This window comes from Janthinobacterium sp. Ant5-2-1 (genome assembly GCF_001445815.1).
Lineage (GTDB): Bacteria > Pseudomonadota > Gammaproteobacteria > Burkholderiales > Burkholderiaceae_D > Janthinobacterium > Janthinobacterium lividum_E.
Window position 1 is genome coordinate 202,961 of sequence record NZ_LNCE01000010.1, and the last position, 18,066, is coordinate 221,026.

Annotated in this window: 20 protein-coding genes; 14 read left to right on the forward strand and 6 right to left on the reverse strand. The window is 62.6% G+C overall.

The genetic code is table 11. From position 1 onward, the window contains the following. Positions 1 to 18 precede the first annotated feature (18 nt). The 4 genes from accB to ASN89_RS03640 all read right to left on the reverse strand — a co-directional run bounded on the left by accB (position 19) and on the right by ASN89_RS03640 (position 2,307). Positions 19 to 483: an acetyl-CoA carboxylase biotin carboxyl carrier protein gene (accB, locus tag ASN89_RS03625; RefSeq protein WP_046684231.1), complete on the reverse strand. Its 465-nt coding sequence runs from the start codon at positions 481 to 483 to the stop codon at positions 19 to 21. Positions 484 to 574: 91 nt separating this feature from the next. Continuing rightward, complete coding sequence (gene aroQ / locus ASN89_RS03630; RefSeq protein WP_034746628.1) at positions 575 to 1,012, reverse strand: type II 3-dehydroquinate dehydratase; 438 nt, start codon at positions 1,010 to 1,012, stop codon at positions 575 to 577. Positions 1,013 to 1,094: 82 nt separating this feature from the next. Continuing rightward, positions 1,095 to 1,649 (reverse strand): TlpA family protein disulfide reductase, encoded by a 555-nt coding sequence (locus ASN89_RS03635; protein ID WP_034746631.1) that lies wholly within the window; start codon positions 1,647 to 1,649, stop codon positions 1,095 to 1,097. A gap of 19 nt (positions 1,650 to 1,668) precedes the next feature. After that, a complete protein-coding gene (locus ASN89_RS03640; RefSeq protein WP_046684229.1) occupies positions 1,669 to 2,307 on the reverse strand; it encodes a hypothetical protein in 639 nt (212 codons plus the stop codon). Between the two features lie 115 nt (positions 2,308 to 2,422). On the opposite strand from ASN89_RS03640, the gene mpl reads away from it, so the two are divergent. From mpl to ASN89_RS03685, 9 genes are all read left to right on the forward strand, one after another. Further along, the gene (gene mpl, locus ASN89_RS03645) at positions 2,423 to 3,799 is read left to right on the forward strand and encodes a UDP-N-acetylmuramate:L-alanyl-gamma-D-glutamyl-meso-diaminopimelate ligase (RefSeq protein ID WP_082654378.1); all 1,377 of its coding nucleotides are present in this window, start codon (positions 2,423 to 2,425) and stop codon (positions 3,797 to 3,799) included. Next, positions 3,796 to 4,380, forward strand: coding sequence for a YqiA/YcfP family alpha/beta fold hydrolase (locus ASN89_RS03650; protein WP_058048308.1), 585 nt, complete (start codon positions 3,796 to 3,798; stop codon positions 4,378 to 4,380). The genes mpl and ASN89_RS03650 overlap by 4 nt, the downstream gene beginning before the upstream one ends. Beyond that, a complete protein-coding gene (locus tag ASN89_RS03655) occupies positions 4,377 to 4,991 on the forward strand; it encodes a chorismate--pyruvate lyase family protein (protein ID WP_058048309.1) in 615 nt (204 codons plus the stop codon). Before ASN89_RS03650 ends, ASN89_RS03655 begins: the two co-directional genes overlap by 4 nt. A gap of 2 nt (positions 4,992 to 4,993) precedes the next feature. Continuing rightward, positions 4,994 to 7,081: a ribonuclease catalytic domain-containing protein gene (locus ASN89_RS03660; protein ID WP_046684225.1), complete on the forward strand. Its 2,088-nt coding sequence runs from the start codon at positions 4,994 to 4,996 to the stop codon at positions 7,079 to 7,081. A gap of 137 nt (positions 7,082 to 7,218) precedes the next feature. Beyond that, positions 7,219 to 8,076 (forward strand): energy transducer TonB, encoded by an 858-nt coding sequence (locus ASN89_RS03665; RefSeq protein WP_058048310.1) that lies wholly within the window; start codon positions 7,219 to 7,221, stop codon positions 8,074 to 8,076. Positions 8,077 to 8,087: 11 nt separating this feature from the next. Beyond that, positions 8,088 to 8,915 (forward strand): shikimate dehydrogenase, encoded by an 828-nt coding sequence (gene aroE / locus ASN89_RS03670; protein ID WP_058048311.1) that lies wholly within the window; start codon positions 8,088 to 8,090, stop codon positions 8,913 to 8,915. Then, positions 8,912 to 9,643: a monofunctional biosynthetic peptidoglycan transglycosylase gene (gene mtgA / locus ASN89_RS03675; RefSeq protein ID WP_046684223.1), complete on the forward strand. Its 732-nt coding sequence runs from the start codon at positions 8,912 to 8,914 to the stop codon at positions 9,641 to 9,643. Before aroE ends, mtgA begins: the two co-directional genes overlap by 4 nt. A gap of 222 nt (positions 9,644 to 9,865) precedes the next feature. Continuing rightward, positions 9,866 to 10,831 (forward strand): magnesium/cobalt transporter CorA, encoded by a 966-nt coding sequence (gene corA, locus ASN89_RS03680; protein WP_034746658.1) that lies wholly within the window; start codon positions 9,866 to 9,868, stop codon positions 10,829 to 10,831. Positions 10,832 to 11,098: 267 nt separating this feature from the next. Next, positions 11,099 to 11,815 (forward strand): HAD family hydrolase, encoded by a 717-nt coding sequence (locus ASN89_RS03685; RefSeq protein ID WP_058048312.1) that lies wholly within the window; start codon positions 11,099 to 11,101, stop codon positions 11,813 to 11,815. Between the two features lie 5 nt (positions 11,816 to 11,820). Here the strand turns inward: ASN89_RS03685 and hemL are convergent, their stop codons facing one another. Continuing rightward, the gene (gene hemL, locus ASN89_RS03690) at positions 11,821 to 13,110 is read right to left on the reverse strand and encodes a glutamate-1-semialdehyde 2,1-aminomutase (RefSeq protein ID WP_046684221.1); all 1,290 of its coding nucleotides are present in this window, start codon (positions 13,108 to 13,110) and stop codon (positions 11,821 to 11,823) included. A gap of 59 nt (positions 13,111 to 13,169) precedes the next feature. After that, positions 13,170 to 14,027, reverse strand: a complete 858-nt coding sequence (thiD, locus tag ASN89_RS03695; protein WP_046684220.1) for a bifunctional hydroxymethylpyrimidine kinase/phosphomethylpyrimidine kinase — start codon at positions 14,025 to 14,027, stop codon at positions 13,170 to 13,172. Between the two features lie 96 nt (positions 14,028 to 14,123). Between thiD and ASN89_RS03700 the strand changes: the two genes are divergently transcribed. From ASN89_RS03700 to ASN89_RS03720, 5 genes are all read left to right on the forward strand, one after another. Next, positions 14,124 to 14,276 carry a rubredoxin gene (locus ASN89_RS03700; RefSeq protein ID WP_038488910.1) on the forward strand — a complete coding sequence of 51 codons (153 nt, stop codon included), beginning with the start codon at positions 14,124 to 14,126 and terminating at the stop codon, positions 14,274 to 14,276. Between the two features lie 86 nt (positions 14,277 to 14,362). Next, positions 14,363 to 14,785, forward strand: coding sequence for a response regulator (locus tag ASN89_RS03705; RefSeq protein ID WP_046684219.1), 423 nt, complete (start codon positions 14,363 to 14,365; stop codon positions 14,783 to 14,785). 34 nt (positions 14,786 to 14,819) lie between these two features. Beyond that, positions 14,820 to 15,185 (forward strand): response regulator, encoded by a 366-nt coding sequence (locus tag ASN89_RS03710; protein WP_034780235.1) that lies wholly within the window; start codon positions 14,820 to 14,822, stop codon positions 15,183 to 15,185. A 26-nt stretch (positions 15,186 to 15,211) separates the two neighbouring features. After that, positions 15,212 to 15,829 (forward strand): chemotaxis protein CheW, encoded by a 618-nt coding sequence (locus ASN89_RS03715; RefSeq protein WP_313902983.1) that lies wholly within the window; start codon positions 15,212 to 15,214, stop codon positions 15,827 to 15,829. Beyond that, positions 15,829 to 18,066, forward strand: a complete 2,238-nt coding sequence (locus tag ASN89_RS03720) for a methyl-accepting chemotaxis protein (RefSeq protein WP_058048313.1) — start codon at positions 15,829 to 15,831, stop codon at positions 18,064 to 18,066. The genes ASN89_RS03715 and ASN89_RS03720 overlap by 1 nt, the downstream gene beginning before the upstream one ends.

Below are 18,066 nucleotides of genomic sequence, written 5' to 3' on the forward strand. Positions count from 1 at the left end.
GGCCGTGTGGACTGGGTTTTAGCCGATCACAAACAAGGGTTGACCGAATTCGACCGGTTGGCCGTTTTCGACCAGGATCTGGGTCACGACACCGGCTTTGTCGGAGTCGATTTCATTCAGGAGCTTCATCGCTTCGATGATGCACAGGGTATCACCTTCCTTGACAGTCGAGCCCACTTCAACATAGGCCGCGCTGCCAGGAGCGGAGGAGCGGTAGAAGGTACCGACCATCGGCGACTTGACCACATAGCCCGTTGGCTCGGCGGCGACCACGACGGCGGCTGCCGCAGCGGGGGCGGCGGCTGGCGCGGCTGGCTGGTACTGGGCTTGCATGCCTTGCGGCTGCATCATGACCATCTGGTTTTGCGGCATGGCCGACGATTTGACGATGCGAACCTTGCTTTCGCCTTCGGTAACTTCCAGCTCTGCGATATCCGATTCGGCGACCAGGTCGATCAAGGTCTTGAGTTTTCGTAGATCCATGTAAAACCCCTAGGAATGTAGTTTGTTTTTTGAGTGATGCGGTGATGTCCAAGAACCTATCGCCGCGCTAAATGCGTGCAGATCGCGTAGATTAACGTTTTTTAAGCGCAAAGTCGATGGCAAACCGATATCCATCGATACCCAGCCCGCAGATCGTCCCCTGCGCGATCGCGCTGAGAAATGAGTGATGTCGAAACGTCTCGCGTTGATAAATATTCGAGATATGGACTTCCACGAACGGGATGGCGACCCCGGCCAGCGCATCGCGCAAGGCAACGCTGGTATGGGTCAGGCCGCCCGGATTGATGACGATGGCATCGATCCCTTCCGCTCGCGCGGCATGGATGCGGTCGATCAGCGCGCCTTCGTGGTTGCTTTGAAAGCAGACCAGGTCGGCGCCGGCCGCCATGGCTTGCGCCATTGCTGCCTGCTCGATATCGGCCAAGGTGCTGGCGCCGTAGACCTCAGGCTCGCGCGTTCCCAGTAAATTCAGGTTGGGACCGTTGAGCAGAAGGAGGTTTTTTGCCATGTATGGAAGACCGTTTTAGCGAAAGTTCCGCATTTTGCCGCCAAAGATACGCATTGGCAAGAGAAAAAAGCACGCTCCGAATTTACAATTTATCCAGATCGGCGCGCAACTGATCAAATTTCAAGCGGCCCAGATAGGTCTTTTTGACTTCGCCATCGGCGCCGATCAGCACCGTAAAGGGCAAACCGCCCGTGGCATTGCCAAAATGGCGCGACAGGTCGGTACCGCTCATGCCGGAGACATACACGGGATAGGCGATCTTGAACTTGCTGGCAAAGGTGGCAATATTGCTGGCCGAATCGATGCCGATGCCGATCACCTGCAGGTTTTTCGCCGCATAGTGGCCTTGTACTTCGGATAACTCCGGCATTTCTTCTACGCAAGGCGGGCACCACGGCGCCCAGAAATTGACGAGCACATTCTTGCCTTTCCATTGCGACAACGCTTGCGTGGCGCCGGCCGCGTCGGGCAGGGACAGCGCATACAGCTCGGTGACGGGACCCGTCGCGCCAGGCGCGATGGTCGTCGTCAGCGGGCCCGCTGCTTTGGCTTTTTCCTTGCTCAAACCGACGTAAGCGCCCATGCCGCCAAACATCAGCGCCACGATGGCGCAGGCGATCCAATTCTTTTTTGTCATAACTTTATCTATATCAATGTTAGTCGGCAGCCGGCGCGCCATCGGCGAGGCTGGCGGCCAGCAGGCTGCGCAGCCCGGCAATATCGGTGCGCAGCACCTTGCCGTCCGCCTTGGCTTTCAGCGCACCGCGCATATCGTCGAGCTCATACATGGCCGCGTGCACGCCTTCGTTTTTCCACAGGAAACTGGCGGTCTCGACCGCATCATAACGCGCCCCCTTGAAATGCGGGCTTTCCGACATGTCGAGCACGACATTTTTATTCAGCAGGAAGATGTGGATTTCCTTGGCGCTCTCGGCAAACAGCTGCAAATAGATCTCGTCGTGCGGACCGGCCGTGCCATTGAGCACGGGACCGCTGAGCAAGGGATGAAATTGTTGCAACGCTTCCATCACCTGCAGCGCGATCGTACGCAGCTGAAACAGCCGTGCCGGCTGGCTGTCGGCCAGGAACAGGGCATTGTATTGCCGCACCTGCTCCTCGATCATGTCGTTGTCGGGCAGGATATTGGGCCGGTTCGGCGCGTCGCCGAGGACTTGCCGCGCCGCCTTGCGCTTGGCGCTGCCATAATCGGCGCCATCCTGCGCCACGAGGCGCGCGGCAGCGGCGGCGATTTCCAGGCGCAACTGCGCGCTATCGTCAAATGCATCGTTCGTCATGAGCGAGATGATACTCCGAAGCGGAAAAAGTCATGGCGTCAGGTAAAATCCTGCACTTGCTGTTTTTTATCTCACCGTCTTACTTACTTAAGCGTGCGCCTTTCGCACTGATCACATGCATATTCATATTCTCGGCATTTGCGGTACCTTCATGGGCGGCCTGGCTGTCCTGGCCAAGGAAGCCGGCCATAAAGTTACCGGTTGCGATGCCAACGTGTATCCGCCGATGAGCACCCAGCTGGAATCGCAGGGAATCGAACTGATCCAAGGCTTCGATCCGGAACAAACCAAGCTGAATCCGGATTTGTATGTGATTGGCAATGTGGTCTCGCGCGGCAACCCGTTGGTGGAAGAAATCCTCAACCGCAGCCTGCCGTATGTGTCCGGCCCGCAGTGGATCGGCGAACACATCTTGCGCAACAAATGGGTGCTGGCCGTGGCCGGCACGCATGGCAAGACGACAACATCAGCCATGCTGGCCTGGATACTTGAAGATGCGGGCTACGCGCCGGGCTTCCTGATCGGCGGCGTGCCGATGAACTTTGGCATTTCCGCCCGCCTCAGCGGCACAATCGACGGCAAGAGCGCCGATTCCGACTTCTTCGTCATCGAAGCGGACGAATACGACACGGCCTTCTTCGACAAGCGCAGCAAATTCGTGCATTACCACGCGAAGACGGCCATCATGAATAACCTGGAATATGATCACGCCGACATATTCCCCGATCTGCACGCGATCGAGACGCAATTCCACCACCTGGTGCGCACCGTGCCCGGCATTGGCCGCCTCGTGTTCAACGGCGACGAAGCATCGCTGCAGCGCGTGCTGGCGCGCGGTTGCTGGAGCGAAAAGGAAAGTTTTGGTCAAGATGCCAACTGGCAACTGCAAGAGCAGGCCGATGGCAGCTTCGACGTGTTCTTCAATGGCAAGCAGGAAGGCCACGTGGCGTGGGCCCTGACGGGCAAGCACAACCGTAGCAATGCGCTGGCGGCTATCGCCGCCGCGCGCCACGTGGGCGTACCGATAGCCCAGGCGTGCGCCTCGCTGGCCACGTTCGAGAGCGTCAAGCGCCGGATGGAAGTGCGCGGCGTCGTCAACGACATTACCGTGTACGACGATTTCGCGCACCACCCGACAGCCATTGCCACCACCGTGGGCGGCCTGCGCCAGAAGATAGGCAGTACCGGCCGTATCCTGGCCGTGCTGGAACCACGTTCGAACACCATGAAGCTGGGCGCCATGAAAGATGCGCTGCCTGGCAGCCTCAAGGATGCGGACCTCGTCTTCGGTTTCGGCAGCCAGCAAGCGCTGGGCTGGAGCCTGGGCGACGCGCTGGCGCCGCTGGGCAAGATTGCCAGCGCCTACGAAGACATCGATACCCTGGTGGCGGCCGTGGCGGCCAGCGCCCGCCCCGGCGACCAGATCGTGGTCATGAGCAACGGCGGCTTTGGCGGCGTGCACCAGAAATTGCTGGAGGCCCTGGGCCGATGATTCTGTACCTGCATGGATTTCGCTCGTCGCCCCTGTCGATGAAGTCGCGCCTGCTGGCCGCGCAGATGCAGGCGCTGGGCCGCGAAGCACAGTGGCTGTGCCCGCAATTGCCGGCTTCGCCCAAGCTGGCCATAGCACTGGCCCTGTCGCTGGTCAAGGATGTGGCGCCGGCCGAGCTGACGATAATCGGCTCCTCGCTGGGCGGCTATTACGCCACCTGGCTGGCCGAGCAGCTCGGTTGCCGCGCCGTATTGCTCAATCCTGCCATCGTGCCCCTGATCGACCTGGAGCAGCATGTGGGCGTGACGACGGAATTCCATTCGGACAAGCCGTTCGAGTTCAAGCGCGAGTACATCGATGAGCTGCGCACGTTTGCCGTAGAGAAAATTACTGAGCCACAACGCTATTTCCTGATTGCCGCCACCGGCGATGAAGTGCTCGACTACCGCGACATGGTGGCGCATTATCAGGGGGCGCGGCAGTTGGTCATCGACGGCAGCGACCATGGCATCAGCGAATTTGCCGACTACTTGGCGCCCGTGCTGGCCTTTTGCGGCATCGATGCGGACGCTGCCCAGTGAGGCCGGGTTCGCTGCGGCAGGCACAATGGCATGCGCACGTGAACGCCGTCAATGCGCCGCCGGCCTTGCGCCACTGGCTCACGGGCGGCGGTTCGCTGACGGCCAAGCTGAAAGCGCATAGCCAGGCATTTCGCGTGCAATGCTTGCACCAGGAAACGGCACGTTGCTTGAGCGACGAGGCTGCCATCATCGGTTTGCACCGCGCGGGCCGCGTGTGGGAACGTGAAGTGCTGTTGCGTTGTGATGACAGACCGGCCGTGTTTGGCCACACCGTCGTGCCCATGCAGGCGACGGCCACGGACTGGCCCTTGTTTTCCGCGCTGGGCGAGCGTTCGCTGGGCACGACCCTGTTTGGCGACCGCATGGTGCGCCGCGGCGAACTGGAATTTGCCCGCTTGCGCGCCGGGCACCCGCTGGTGCAGCGGGCGCAGGCGGCGCTGGCGCTGGAAGGGCGGCGCGCCGACGGGCAGGCGCTGTTTTTTGCCCGCCGCTGCCTGTATCAGCGTCACCAGGGCTTGCTGCTGGTAACGGAAGTATTTTTGCCGGCGGTGCTGGAGTTGACGCCCGTCACTCGCACCGTTGCAACCGACACATTAATAAACAAAGCATAACAATGAATCTATTTTTTGAAGAATCCGGCGATTTCAAGGTCGGCACGGTCCTGTCGCAAGCGGGTGAAGCGTACCAGGTCGAAATGGCCAGCGGCAAGCGCACCAAGGTCAAGGTCAAGGACGTGCTGTTGCAGTATGAAAAGCCGGCCCCGGCCGAGCTGCTGGAGCAGGCCAAGGCCGTTGCCGCCGAGATCGATCTCGATTTCCTGTGGGAAGTGGCGGGCGAAGACGAGTTCGGCTTTGCCGAGCTGGGCGCCGAGTATTTCGGCCACGCCCCGTTGCCGCCGGAAGCGGCTGGCCTGATCCTGGCCCTGCATTCGGCGCCCGTGTATTTCTACAAGAAGGGCCGTGGCCGCTACAAGGCGGCGCCGGAAGCGTCCTTGAAGGCGGCCCTGGCCGGTATCGAAAAGAAAAAGCAGCAGGCATTGGTGCAGGCAGGCTATGTGGAAGAGCTGAAACAGAACCGCTTGCCCGCTTCGATGCAACCCATGGTGCTGCAACTGTTGTTCAAGCCGGACAAGAACACGATCGAATACAAGGCGCTGGAAGCGGCCTGCACGGAGTTGCACACGACGCCGCCGCGGCTGATGCTGGCCGTCGGTGGTATTGCTTCACCGAAAGACTTGCACCTGTCGAAGTTCCTGTTTGAGAATTTCCCGAAAGGCGCCGGTTTCCCGAGCGTGCCCGTGCCGTCCGTGACGGCCAAGCTGCCGCTGGCCGACGTGGCCGCCTTCTCGATCGACGACGTGACCACGACCGAGATCGACGATGCCTTCTCCGTGCAGCCCTTGCCCGATGGCACCGTGAAAGTGGGTATTCACATCGCCGCGCCGGGCCTGGGCATCCGTCCGGAAGACGTGATCGACAAGATGGCGCGCCAGCGCATGTCGACCGTCTATATGCCGGGCGACAAGATCACCATGCTGCCGGACGAAATCGTCAACGCGTTTACGCTGGCGGAGGGCACGACGTGCCCGGCCCTGTCGCTGTACGCGACCCTGGACCCGAAAGCGGACTGGGCCGTGGTCAGCACGCAGACGCGCGCCGAACTGGTGCCAATCGCCAGTAACTTGCGCCATAACCAGCTCGACGATCTGGTCAACGAGGAAACCCTGGCCAGCGGCGAAGGCGAGTACCCGCACAAGGCCGATTTTGCCGTGCTGTGGCAATGGGCGCAGCAGCTGGAACAGGGCCGCATGAAGAAGCGCGAAGCGTTTGGCCTGAAGCCGGAACAGAATAACCGCGTCGATTTCAACTTCTATGTGGAAAACGACATCGTCACCGTGGCGCGCCGCAAGCGTGGCGCGCCGCTCGACAAGATCGTCGCCGAATTGATGATTTTTGCCAACAGTACCTGGGGCAAGATGCTGCACGACCATGGCGTGCCCGGCATCTACCGCAGCCAGGGCGGCGGCAGCGGCAATAGCTGGGCGGCAAAGATGCAGGTGCGCATGGTGACCCATGCGGCGCCGCACCAGGGCCTGGGCGTGGACCAATATGCGTGGAGCACCTCGCCCCTGCGCCGCTACACGGACCTGGTGAACCAGTGGCAAATCATCGCCTGCGCCGAGCATGGCGTGACGGCGCCGCTGGTGGCCCCGTTCAAGCCGCGCGATGCGAATCTGTTCGCCATCGTTTCGGCGTTTGATGCCGCGTATGCCGCGTATGGCGATTTCCAGTCGAACATGGAACGCTACTGGTGCTTGCGCTGGCTGCACCAGGAAAACGCGCGCCAGGTCGATGCCGTCGTGCTGAAAGACGAGATCCTGCGCCTGGTCGACATTCCGCTGGTCATCAAGTTGCCGGGCATGCCATCGGTGGCGCGCGGCGCCCAGGTGAAACTGGACTTGCTGCGCTGGGATGAAGTTGACCTGAGCATCGAAGCACGCTTGCTGGAAATCGCCGCCGTACCCGATGCGGCGGCCGATGCCGAGCTGGACTACGAGGAAGAGGCGGGCGACGCAGGCGCGGAAGAAGGCGACGTGGCGGCCGAGCCATCGCCGGAAGCGGCGAACCAGGTCAGCGACGCCGATGCGGAAGTGGCGGAACTGGCCAGCGAAGACGTGGTCAGCGAACCCGAGGTCAAATAAGGCCGTCGTCACGCCACAAAGGCGGTGCTGAAAACTGTTGCCGGCGCCGCCCTTTGACGTAGAATTCAGCCATCTTGTATCTTGTGTTGTAAGGAACTAGGTTGCGCGTGAAGTCTTTCCGAGAGAATCGTTTCCTCATGATCGCCGTGGCGGTATCGCTGCTGGCGCACGGCGCCTTGCTGGCGATGCATTTTGTCGCCCCGGCCCCGCAGCGGGCCGTGGCCACCGATCCCGGCCTGGAAGTGATCCTGGTCAACGCCAAGCATGCGAACAAGCCGCTGAAGGCCGACGCCCTGGCGCAAGCCAACCTCGATGGCGGTGGGCAAGCCGACAAGGGCCGCGTCAAGTCGCCCTTGCCCGACATGCGCAAGGTGGAAGAGGGCGACAGCGTCAAGGCCAGCGCCCGCCGCATTGCCGAACTGGAGCAGAAGCAGCAGGAACTGCTGACGCAGGCGGCCAGGCCGACGCCTTACAGCGCCGCGCCCGTCACGGAAAAGGACAAGCCCAATCCCCTGGCCACCGGTTCGGACTTGATGGAAAGCAGCAAAGCCATCGCCCGCATGGCGGCCGAGATCAGCCAGACCGTGGAAGACCAGAACAAGCGTCCGCGCAAGACGTTCATTACACCCAGTACGCAAGAGGTCGGCTATGCCATGTATTACAAGACCCTGCAAAAGCGCATCGAGGAAATCGGCACCCTGAATTTCCCGCAAAAAAATGGCCGCAAGATGTATGGCGAACTGGTCGTCTACATCCCAATCTTCCAGGACGGCACGATTTACCAGAAAGAAGGCGGCGCCCGCGTGGAAAAAAGCTCGGGCAATCCGGCACTGGATGCGGCGGCCCTGGCCATCGTGCGCCGCGCGGCGCCGTTCGGCCGTTTCCCACCGAATATGTTGTCGAGCGATAAGGATGACTTGTGGGTCGTCATCACCCGCTTCAAATTTACGCGCGAAGAAAAAATGGAAGCTAACCTGACTGGCGGCAGCAATTGAACAAGCAAGCAATGAATCCTGATCAATATTGTGTCTTCGGCAATCCCATCGCCCACAGCAAGTCCCCATTGATCCACGCCGCGTTTGCCCTGCAGACGGGCGAGCCCATCGTCTATGATCGCCGGCTGGCGCCGCTCGACGGCTTTGCCCTGGCGGCCCGTACCTTCGCCGCCGAGGGCGGCAAGGGTGCGAACGTGACCGTGCCTTTCAAACTGGACGCGTGTGCGCTGGCGACCGAGCTGACGCCGCGCGCGCAGGCGGCCGGCGCCGTCAATACCCTGCGTTTCGATGGTGACACCATTCTTGGCGACAATACCGATGGCGCGGGCCTGGTGGCCGACATCGTGCGCAACGCGGGCGTGAGTGTCGCCGGCAAGCGCGTCCTGCTGCTGGGCGCGGGCGGCGCCGCGCGCGGCGTCGTGCTGCCCTTGCTGGAACAGGGACCGCAGGAAATCTTCATTGCCAACCGCACCGTGGCCACGGCCGAGGCGCTGGTGGCGCAGTTTGCCGCTGCGCTGGCGCACCCCGCTCAGCTGCGCGCCGGCGGCTTCACGCAGCCCGATGGCGTCTTCGATATCGTCATCAATGCCACCTCGGCCAGCCTGGCGGGCGACTTGCCGCCCGTGCCTCCCGGTATCTTCGGCAGCCACACCCTGGCGCTGGACATGATGTACGGCGCCCAGCCTACCGTCTTCATGGACTTTGCCGCCCAGCATGGCGCGCAGGTGCGCGATGGCCTGGGCATGCTGGTGGAGCAGGCGGCCGAAGCGTTTTACGTGTGGCGCGGCGTGCGGCCGCAGACGCAGGACTTGCTGGCGCAGCTGCGCAGTGCCCTGTGAGCGCCGGCAAGAAGGGCCAGCGCAAGACCGGCCGTGGCAGCCGCTACGGCTGGATCAAGTGGCTGTTCATCGTCCCCGTGCTGGCCTTTATCGTCGTGCAACTGTATTTCTTCCTGCAAATCTGGTGGTGGGTCGACCATAACCCGTCCAGCACGGCTTTTATGCGCGAACAGTTGTCTGTCTTGCAGGACAAGAATCCCAATGCCACGATCAAGCAGACGTGGGTGCCGTACAACCGCATTTCGAACAACTTGAAACGGGCCATCATCGCCTCGGAAGACGCGAATTTCTCCGAGCACGAAGGCGTGGACTGGGAAGCCTTGCAAAAGGCGTATGAAAAAAACAGCAAGAAGCAGAAGGTTGTGGCCGGTGGCTCCACCATCACGCAGCAACTGGCGAAGAATCTGTTCCTGTCCGGTTCGCGCAGCTATGTGCGCAAGGGCCAGGAACTGATCATCACGTACATGCTGGAAAACCTGATGGAAAAAGAGCGCATTTTCGAGATTTATCTGAACGTGGTGGAGTTTGGCACGGGCACCTTTGGCGCCGAAGCGGCAGCGCGCCACTATTACCGGGTCAGCGCGGCGGGCCTGAGCGCGGGACAGGCGGCGAAACTGGCCGTGATGCTGCCGAATCCCCGCTTTTACGACCGTCACCGCGATACGGGCTACCTGAACCGGCGCACGGGCGTCATCCTGCGCCGCATGGGGGCGGCCGAATTGCCTTGATGGCAGCGGGCTTTCTTTGCATAAAATCAAAGCTGCCTGATTAGCACTATTGCGACGCAGCATCTTAATCGACCCCGGTTGGTGCAACGCCGCACTTTTTCCGTGAAAAAGCGGTGCCGGGGGTGGTCGTGAAAAGGCCTTTGCGGGTACACTTGCGCTGTTTTCATTTTTGGCGCCAGCGCCAGCACATCACGATAACCCCACATCCGGCTGAGAGCGCGCATGATCAATGTCTTTGTATTACAGAATGGCCGGCTCAACCAGGTGCCGATCGACAGCCGCGCAGACCTCGAAAACGCCGAACCGGTATGGGTCGACCTGACCGACCCTACCGATGATGAACGGGCCTGGGTCAAGGCCATCTACAACGTCACCCTGCCGGGCGAAGACGAAGTCAAAGATATTGAAGCGTCGGCCCGCTATTACGAAGCGGAAAACGGCGACTTGCACCTGCGCACGGATTTCTTGCGCGAAGAGGACGATGGCCCGTCGCGCGTCATCACCGTGGCTTTCATCCTGGCCCGCAAGATTTTGTTTTCCATGCATACGGACGACTTGCCCGTGTTCCGCCTGGTGCGCATGCGCGCCCGTTCGCGGCCCGGCTCGATTGCCGACTACATGGACGTGCTGCTCGACCTGTACGCCACCGATGCCGAATATTCGGCCGATGTGCTCGAAGGCATCTACCAGAACCTGGAAGAAGTCAGCACGCGCGTGCTGCAAAAGGAATTTACCGATGCGCACGCGGCTGAAGCGCTGAATGCGATTGCCCACGAGGAAGATTTGAATGGCCGTATCCGCCGCAACATGATGGATACGCGCCGCGCCGTGAGCTTTCTGATGCGCGGCCGCTTATTGAATTCCGAGCAGTTCGAGGAAGCGCGGCAGATTTTGCGCGACATCGAATCGCTCGATGGCCACACCTCTTTCCTGTTCGATAAGATCAACTTCCTGATGGATGCCACCGTCGGTTTCATCAACATCAACCAGAACAAGATCATCAAGATCTTCTCGGTGGCCAGCGTGGCCTTCCTGCCGCCGACCCTGATCGCCAGCGTGTACGGCATGAACTTCAAGCTGATGCCGGAACTGGAATGGTCGTTCGGCTATCCATGGGCCTGGGGCCTGATGATCACCAGCGCCATCGCGCCCTTCCTGTACTTCCGCCACCGCGGCTGGCTGAAATAAGCGCTTGTCGCCGGGGCGCTCGCGCGCTCCGGTTTCAGGACGAGCGCAGCAAATTCAAAAATCGGCGATAATCACTGGTATTGCGTGGTATTTAATTGGTATTGTATATTTGCTGATTCATGCCTGCCGGCTGCTGTGCAGAAAAGTATCGTCATTCAGACGTTTTCTGCGTGGTAGCGTCCGCCTGTTCCACCTATGATCGTTACAATGCCGGCCTTGGCCGGCTGGCCGCCGCATTTCCCGTCACCGTTGTCTTCTGGAGAGTCCATGCCTGATACCGCCACCACCCCACCGCGCTTTACCCATCTGATCAGCGACTGCGATGGCGTGCTGATCGACAGTGAAGCCGTGGCCCTGCAAGCGCTGCTGGAGTTGCTGGGACCGCGCCTGCCGAACCTGCCCGAGGGCGTCACCCTGCAAGGCTTGATCGAGCCGCGCCTGGGCCAGCGCCTGGTGCCGCTGATGCAGGATATTTACAAGGAACTGCGTTTGCCGCAATTGCCGGCCGACGAGATCATGGCCATCGGCAATGCCGTCGATGCGGCCTGCGATGCGCAATTGCGCGCCGTGCCCGGCGTGGCGCAGGCGCTGGCCGCCATTCCGCTGCCCAAGGCCGTCGCGTCGAACAGCGTCAGCGCACGCGTGCTGTCGGCGCTCGAGCGCACCGGCATGGCGCCGCTGTTCGACAAGCGCGTGTTCACGCCGGACCTGGTGGGCCATGCCAAGCCGCACCCGGGCGTCTACCTGGCGGCGGCTGCCGCCTTTGGCGTGCCGCCAAGCCAGTGCCTGGTGCTGGAAGACAGCGTCACGGGCGTGACGGCGGCCGTGGCGGCGGGCATGACGGTATTGGGATTCATCGGCGGCGGACATATCGCCGCCGGCCAGGAAGCGCGCCTGAAGGCGGCCGGCGCGCATGTCGTGTTCAACGACATGGCCAGCCTGCCGGCGCTGGTGGCCGCGGTGATGGACACCGCAACCGTATAAAACGCTTAGGCGAGGGCGGCAAACACCTTGCGCGCGGCGGCGATGGTGGCGTCGATGACGGCATCATCGTGCTGCGCCGAGACGAAGCCCGCTTCGAAGGCGGCGGGCGCGAAGTACACGCCTTCGTCCAGCATGGCGTGGAAGAAGGCGTTAAACTTGCTGCGGTCGCCGGCCATCATTTCCGCGTAGCTGGTCGGCGGCGTTTCGCTGAAATAAATGCCGAACATGCCGCCGATGTAGTCGGCGCAGAAGACCACGCCCGCTTCCTTTGCCGCGCTTGTCAAACCTTCGGCCAGGCGCTTGGCCGTGGCGCCCAGCTGCTCGTAGAAGCCCGGCTGCTGGATCAGTTTCAAGGTGGCCATGCCGGCCGCCACGGCGACCGGGTTGCCCGACAAAGTGCCGGCCTGGTAGACGGCGCCCAGCGGCGCCATGTTGTGCATCAGCGCCGCGCTGCCGCCAAAGGCCGCCACCGGCATGCCGCCGCCGATCACCTTGCCCAGCGCCGTGAGGTCCGGCTTGATGCCGTACAGCGCCTGCGCGCCGCCCAGGGCCACGCGCAAGCCGCACATGACTTCATCGAAAATGAGCAGGGCGCCGTGCTGCGTGCACAGTTCGCGCATCGCCTGCAGGAATTCCGGCGTCGCTTTCACCAGGTTCATATTGCCTGCCACCGGTTCGACGATGACGCAGGCGATGTCCGCGCCGAAGCTGTCGAAGGCGTCCTTCAGCTGTTCCACGTTGTTATAGTCGAGCACCAGGGTGTGTTTCACGAAGTCTTCCGGCACGCCGGCCGACGTCGGGTTGCCGAAGGTGAGCAGGCCGCTGCCCGCTTTCACCAGCAGCGAATCGGCGTGGCCGTGGTAGCAGCCTTCGAACTTGACGATCTTGTCGCGTCCCGTGGCGCCGCGCGCCAGGCGCAGGGCGCTCATGGTCGCTTCCGTGCCCGAAGAGACCAGGCGCACCTGCTCGATCGACGGCACCAGGCGCGTGATTTCCTCGGCCATCAGCACTTCGCCTTCCGTTGGCGCGCCGAACGACAGGCCCAGCGCAGCCGCATCCTGCACGGCTTTCACCACTTCCGGATGGGCGTGGCCGACGATGGCCGGGCCCCAGGAACCGATATAGTCGATATAGCGCTTGCCGTCCGCATCCCAGAAATACGGGCCTTCGGCACGCGTGATGAAGCGCGGCGTGCCGCCCACGGAGCGGAAGGCGCGCACGGGCGAATTGACGCCGCCTGGCGTGGTTTTTTGTGCGCGCGCAAACAGGATGTCGTTCTGTGAAGTCGTCGTCATGATAATCGTGCCTTGAAAGTGGATCGTTGTCTGTGTCGTCTGTCTGGTCTACTACAGAATTATTGGGCGCCGCGCTGGGGCTGCTGTCGGAACAGCCGGTTCGGCACCAGCTTGCCCATGCCGTGGCGCCGCGCGTGCGCCAGCGCGCCGGCCGTGAATTCCTGCGCCGCCACGACCACCTGCGGCACATCGTCTTCGTTTTCCGCCAGGGCCAGCAGAGCGGTGGCGGCGGCCGACAGGGTGCTGCCGGCGCCGTTGAAGATGCCGGGCAGGTGCTGCCATACGTCGTGGCGCACCACGCCGTCCTCGCCGAACAGGGTATTGGCGCGCAACTTGCCTTCGGCCGTGCCGGACTTGCTGGCGTCGGCCGGCATGCCGGTGACGAGCACGTATTCGCAGCCCAGCGCCACCAGGTAGTCGACGTCGTTTTGCAGGGTGTCGTCCGGGTCGGCGTCGCGCCAGGTCTCGGCCAGGCGCTCCAGTTCCACCGGCGAGAGCACCAGCAGGGTCGTTTGCGGAATCAGGAGCTGGCGCACGGCCGTGAGGATGTCTTCGTCGTCCATGCCCTGTTCCGGCAGCGCCGAAATGAAGGGATCGAGGATCAGCGGCACGTCCGGATAGTCGGAGACGATTTCGGCGATGGCCGTGACGTTTTCCACGCTGCCCAGCGCGCCGATCTTGATGGCGGCGACGGACATGTCTTCCAGCAGCACGCGCGCCTGGTCGGAAACCCAGTCCGGGTCGACCGCCTGCACGTCTTCCACGCGGGCCGTATCGCTGATCAAGAGGCCCGTGGTGACGGACAAGCCATGGCAGCCGAAGGCTGAAAAAGTGGCCAGGTCGGCCTGGATACCGATCGCGCCGACCGGATCGGACACGCCGAAGCTTAATATGAGGGGAGAAGTTTGGTTTTGCACGGCGGGTAGATTAAGATACCTAATTCAGCATTTTACTTGATTGAAGGGTGGCAGAACGTGAGTAGCAACGAAACAACGCAGCAATTCCAAACGTGGATGTGTCTTATTTGCGGCTGGGTTTATGATGAAGCGGCCGGCCTGCCCGACGAAGACATCGCTCCCGGCACGCGTTGGGCCGATGTGCCGATGAACTGGACCTGCCCTGAATGCGGCGCGCGCAAGGATGATTTCGAGATGGTGGCCATTTAATCAAGCATGATGCGCAAGCACGCCGCTGCCGCCCATGAAATGGCGGCACGCCTGTGCTATGGTATGAAAGATTATCGAATAATCACATGACGCGTCCTTTCCTGCCCGCGGTATCGTCCGATGGCGCCTGCGAGGGCGTGACGATACTCGTCATCGACGACAGTGCGACGATACGCAGCGCGGCCGAGAAGGTCTTGCGCGAAGCCGGTTACCGCGTGGTGGTGGCGGAAAACGGCTTCGAGGCCCTGGCCAAGATCGCCGACTGCCAGCCGGCGCTGATCGTGTGCGACATCGTGATGCCGCGCCTGGATGGTTACCGCACGTGTGCGCTGATCAAGGCCAGCGCCGCGTATCACGCCACGCCGGTGCTGATGCTGTCGTCGAAGGAAGGCTTGTTCGACCGTGCGCGCGGCGCTATGGCTGGCGCCAGCGCCTGCCTGGTCAAGCCGCTGGCGAACGAGGCGCTGCTGGAAGCCGTGCGGCTGCACCTGGCCGGGCATTTTGAGTAAGTGGTTTATTGATTACAACGCAGCAAGGAAGCAGATGGCCATACACACAATTCTGATCGTCGATGACTCGCCGACAGAACGCTACTACCTGAGCGAGATGCTGGTGCGTGCCGGTTACGCCGTTCTCACGGCGCAGGACGGCGCCGACGCATTGGCGCAGCTGAAGCAGGCCAGGCCCGATCTGATCCTGATGGACGTGGTGATGCCCGGTGCGAATGGCTTCCAGATCACGCGCGCCATCGCCCGCGATCCCGAACTGCAGGACGTGCCCGTGATTATCTGCTCGAGCAAGAGCCAGGAAACGGACCGCATCTGGGGCTTGCGCCAGGGCGCGCGCGATTACCTGGTCAAGCCGGTGGTCGAAGCCGAGCTGCTGGCCAAGATCGCCGCGATTTCCTGAGAATGCACACGATGCCAGGTCACGGCGTGTCCACAGCGGCCTTTGCGCCAGCCGCTGCCGCCATGCCATCTTTCGAGACGGGCGCGCGGCAGGGGCGCTTGCGCCAGTATCAGCTGCAATTGATCGAGCGGATACAGGCTGCGCGCAGCGGCGCGCTGGCCGCGCGCAAGGAACTGGGCGTGATGCTCGGCGGCCGGGCGTGCCTGCTCGACCTGACGCAGCTCGGTGAAATCGTCATTGCCTCCGGTGTGCAGATACAGGGCGTGCCGCTGGCGCAGGACTGGTACCTGGGCCTGGCGGCCATGCGCGGACGTCTGACGGGAGTCGTCGACCTGGCCCGCTACATGGGTGGACCGGCCTGCGCGCCCGGCAATCACTGCCGCATCATCACCTTTTCTCCCCGCCTGGGCCTCAATTGCGCCCTGCTGGTCGAGCGCGTACTGGGCTTGCGCCAGCTGCGCGCGATGCAATCCGTACCCGTTCAGGATGCGGCGCAGGGTGTGCTCCCATCGTGGGCGGCGCAAACGCTGCGCGACAGTGAAGGGCAGCAGTGGCTGCGCCTGGACCTGGCCCAGCTGGCGCAATCGGAACGCTTCCTCGACGCCGGCTTTGGCGGCCTTGCCGTCCACAAGGATATGTGCTGATGGGCGCCAATTCCCCCATCCTGGCGGCCGGCATGCCTGAAGCGGAGCACGCGCCCTTGGAGCCGGCATCGGCGGCCGACCTGCCGCTGCGCCTGCGCGACGCGCTGGGGCGGCGCAAGTCGCTGGCCAGCGCGCCTGCCCGCGACTTGCAGCTGCCGCTGATCGGCCACCTGCCGCTGCAAAAACAATTGAGTATCCTGTCGACGGTGATGGCCCTGAGCCTGGCCGCCAGCCTGCTGTTTGTCGGCCTCAATACGCGCAGCGGCAATATCGCCTCGGCGCAGACGCAGCTGGCCAGCGATGCGCTGATGCATTCGCAGCGCATCGGCAAGGCTGCGCCGAACGCCGTGCAAGGCAACCCGGAAGCGTTCCGCCAGCTCGAGGAAAGCCGCAATGAACTGAACCAGGATTTCCGCCTGATGCTGCGCGGCGGGACGTATCACGGCCGCGATATCGGCGAGTCGCGTTCCGCCCTGCTGGCGGCGGTGGCGGACGCGCGTAAAAAATGGGCCAGCAGCGACCGCGCGGCCAGCACCATCTTGCGCCTGAAGCCGGAGCTGGGCGAATTCGACAAGACCTTGCAGCAATTGAACGCGCTGTCGCCGGCGCTGCTGGCGCAGACCGAGGAAATCGGGGCCCTGAAGGTGCAGCGCGGCGGCAATGCGCGCGACCTGGCCGTCATCGGCCGCCTGATGATGCTGAGCCAGCGCATGAGCCGCAGCGCCAGCGAGTTCCTGTCGTCGGGCAGCATCAGCTCGGAAACGGCATTTTCGCTGGGGCGCGACACGACGTATTTCCGCACCGCCGTCGAAGGCCTGCTCAACGGCAGCGTGTCGCTGCAACTGGCGCCCACGCGCGACGCCGAACTGCGCGACCGGATGGTGGCGCTGAAAGCCAGTTTCGACACGTACCAGAAGCTGGTCTCGTCGATACTTGACCGCCTGGATAAATTCAGTTCGGCGAAAAGCGCGGAACAGCTGATCTTCAACGAAAACGAAGACCTGCGCCAGCGCTTGACCCTGCTGCAGCAGATGTACCACGCGAACCAGGAAACCCTGGGTGTCGCCTTCTGGATGATGGTCGGCGGCGTGTTGCTGACCCTGATCGCGGCGGCCGGCATCGGCAGGGTGCTGCTGCAGGACTCCGTCAACCGCACGCGCGACGCCGAGCGGCGCCGCCAGGAAGCGGAAATCCGGCGCCTGCAGTCGCAGGAAAAAGAGGAAGTGGCGAAGGCCAGGAATGAGCAGAACCAGGCGGCCATCCTGCGCCTGATGAATGAATTGCAGAAGGTCGCCGACGGCGACCTGACGGTGCAGGCTACCGTGTCGGAAGACATCACGGGCGCCATCGCCGATTCCGTCAACTACACGGTCGAGGAATTGCGCGGCCTGGTGGGGCGGGTGACGGCAACGGCCGAGCAGATCAACCGCGCTTCGACGCAGGCGCAAAGCATCTCGAGCAAGCTGCTGATCGCGTCGCAGCAGCAATCGCGCGAAATCCAGGGCGTCAGCGCCACCGTCGTCAAGATGGCCAATGCGATTACCGACGTGTCGAAGTCGGCCAGCGTCTCGGCCGACGTGGCGCGCCAGTCGGTGGCGGCCGCGCAGCAGGGTTCGACGGCGGTGGAAAACGCCATCAAGGGCATGCATGAAATCCGCGAGCAGATCCAGGATACCTCCAAACGCATCAAGCGCCTGGGCGAATCGTCGCAGGAAATCGGCGAAATCACCGAACTCATTTCCGACATCACCGAGCAGACCAACGTGCTGGCGCTGAACGCCGCCATCCAGGCCGCATCGGCCGGCGAGGCGGGACGGGGCTTTTCCGTCGTCGCCGAGGAAGTGCAGCGCCTGGCCGAACGCTCGGCCGCCGCCGCCAAGCAGATCGGCGCGCTGGTGCGCACCATCCAGGCCGATACCCAGGATGCGACGCGGGCGATGGAAACGTCCACGCAGGGCGTGGTCGAGGGCGCACGCCTGTCCGACGCGGCCGGCGCGGCCTTGAACGACATCAGCCAGGTATCGAAACATCTGGCGGAACTGATCCAGGGCATCTCGTTCGCCACCGGCACGCAGGCCGGTTCGGCCAGCGGCGTGGCCTTGAATATCCAGCATATCCTGAGCGTGACGGAGCAGACCCAGGACGGCACGCAGCAAACGGCGCAGTCGATCCATAAACTGTCGATGCTGGCGCAGGAACTGAAAAATTCGGTGTCGCGCTTCCGCGTCGCCGCCTGA

Bases quoted from the DNA above. Each gene is read 5' to 3' on its own strand.
- accB (WP_046684231.1), bottom strand. From the start codon at position 483: ATGGATCTACGAAAACTCAAGACCTTGATCGACCTGGTCGCCGAATCG.
- aroQ (WP_034746628.1), bottom strand. From the start codon at position 1,012: ATGGCAAAAAACCTCCTTCTGCTCAACGGTCCCAACCTGAATTTACTG.
- ASN89_RS03635 (WP_034746631.1), bottom strand. From the start codon at position 1,649: ATGACAAAAAAGAATTGGATCGCCTGCGCCATCGTGGCGCTGATGTTT.
- ASN89_RS03640 (WP_046684229.1), bottom strand. From the start codon at position 2,307: ATGACGAACGATGCATTTGACGATAGCGCGCAGTTGCGCCTGGAAATC.
- mpl (WP_082654378.1), top strand. From the start codon at position 2,423: ATGCATATTCATATTCTCGGCATTTGCGGTACCTTCATGGGCGGCCTG.
- ASN89_RS03650 (WP_058048308.1), top strand. From the start codon at position 3,796: ATGATTCTGTACCTGCATGGATTTCGCTCGTCGCCCCTGTCGATGAAG.
- ASN89_RS03660 (WP_046684225.1), top strand. From the start codon at position 4,994: ATGAATCTATTTTTTGAAGAATCCGGCGATTTCAAGGTCGGCACGGTC.
- ASN89_RS03665 (WP_058048310.1), top strand. From the start codon at position 7,219: ATGATCGCCGTGGCGGTATCGCTGCTGGCGCACGGCGCCTTGCTGGCG.
- aroE (WP_058048311.1), top strand. From the start codon at position 8,088: ATGAATCCTGATCAATATTGTGTCTTCGGCAATCCCATCGCCCACAGC.
- corA (WP_034746658.1), top strand. From the start codon at position 9,866: ATGATCAATGTCTTTGTATTACAGAATGGCCGGCTCAACCAGGTGCCG.
- ASN89_RS03685 (WP_058048312.1), top strand. From the start codon at position 11,099: ATGCCTGATACCGCCACCACCCCACCGCGCTTTACCCATCTGATCAGC.
- hemL (WP_046684221.1), bottom strand. From the start codon at position 13,110: ATGACGACGACTTCACAGAACGACATCCTGTTTGCGCGCGCACAAAAA.
- ASN89_RS03700 (WP_038488910.1), top strand. From the start codon at position 14,124: ATGTGTCTTATTTGCGGCTGGGTTTATGATGAAGCGGCCGGCCTGCCC.
- ASN89_RS03705 (WP_046684219.1), top strand. From the start codon at position 14,363: ATGACGCGTCCTTTCCTGCCCGCGGTATCGTCCGATGGCGCCTGCGAG.
- ASN89_RS03710 (WP_034780235.1), top strand. From the start codon at position 14,820: ATGGCCATACACACAATTCTGATCGTCGATGACTCGCCGACAGAACGC.
- ASN89_RS03720 (WP_058048313.1), top strand. From the start codon at position 15,829: ATGGGCGCCAATTCCCCCATCCTGGCGGCCGGCATGCCTGAAGCGGAG.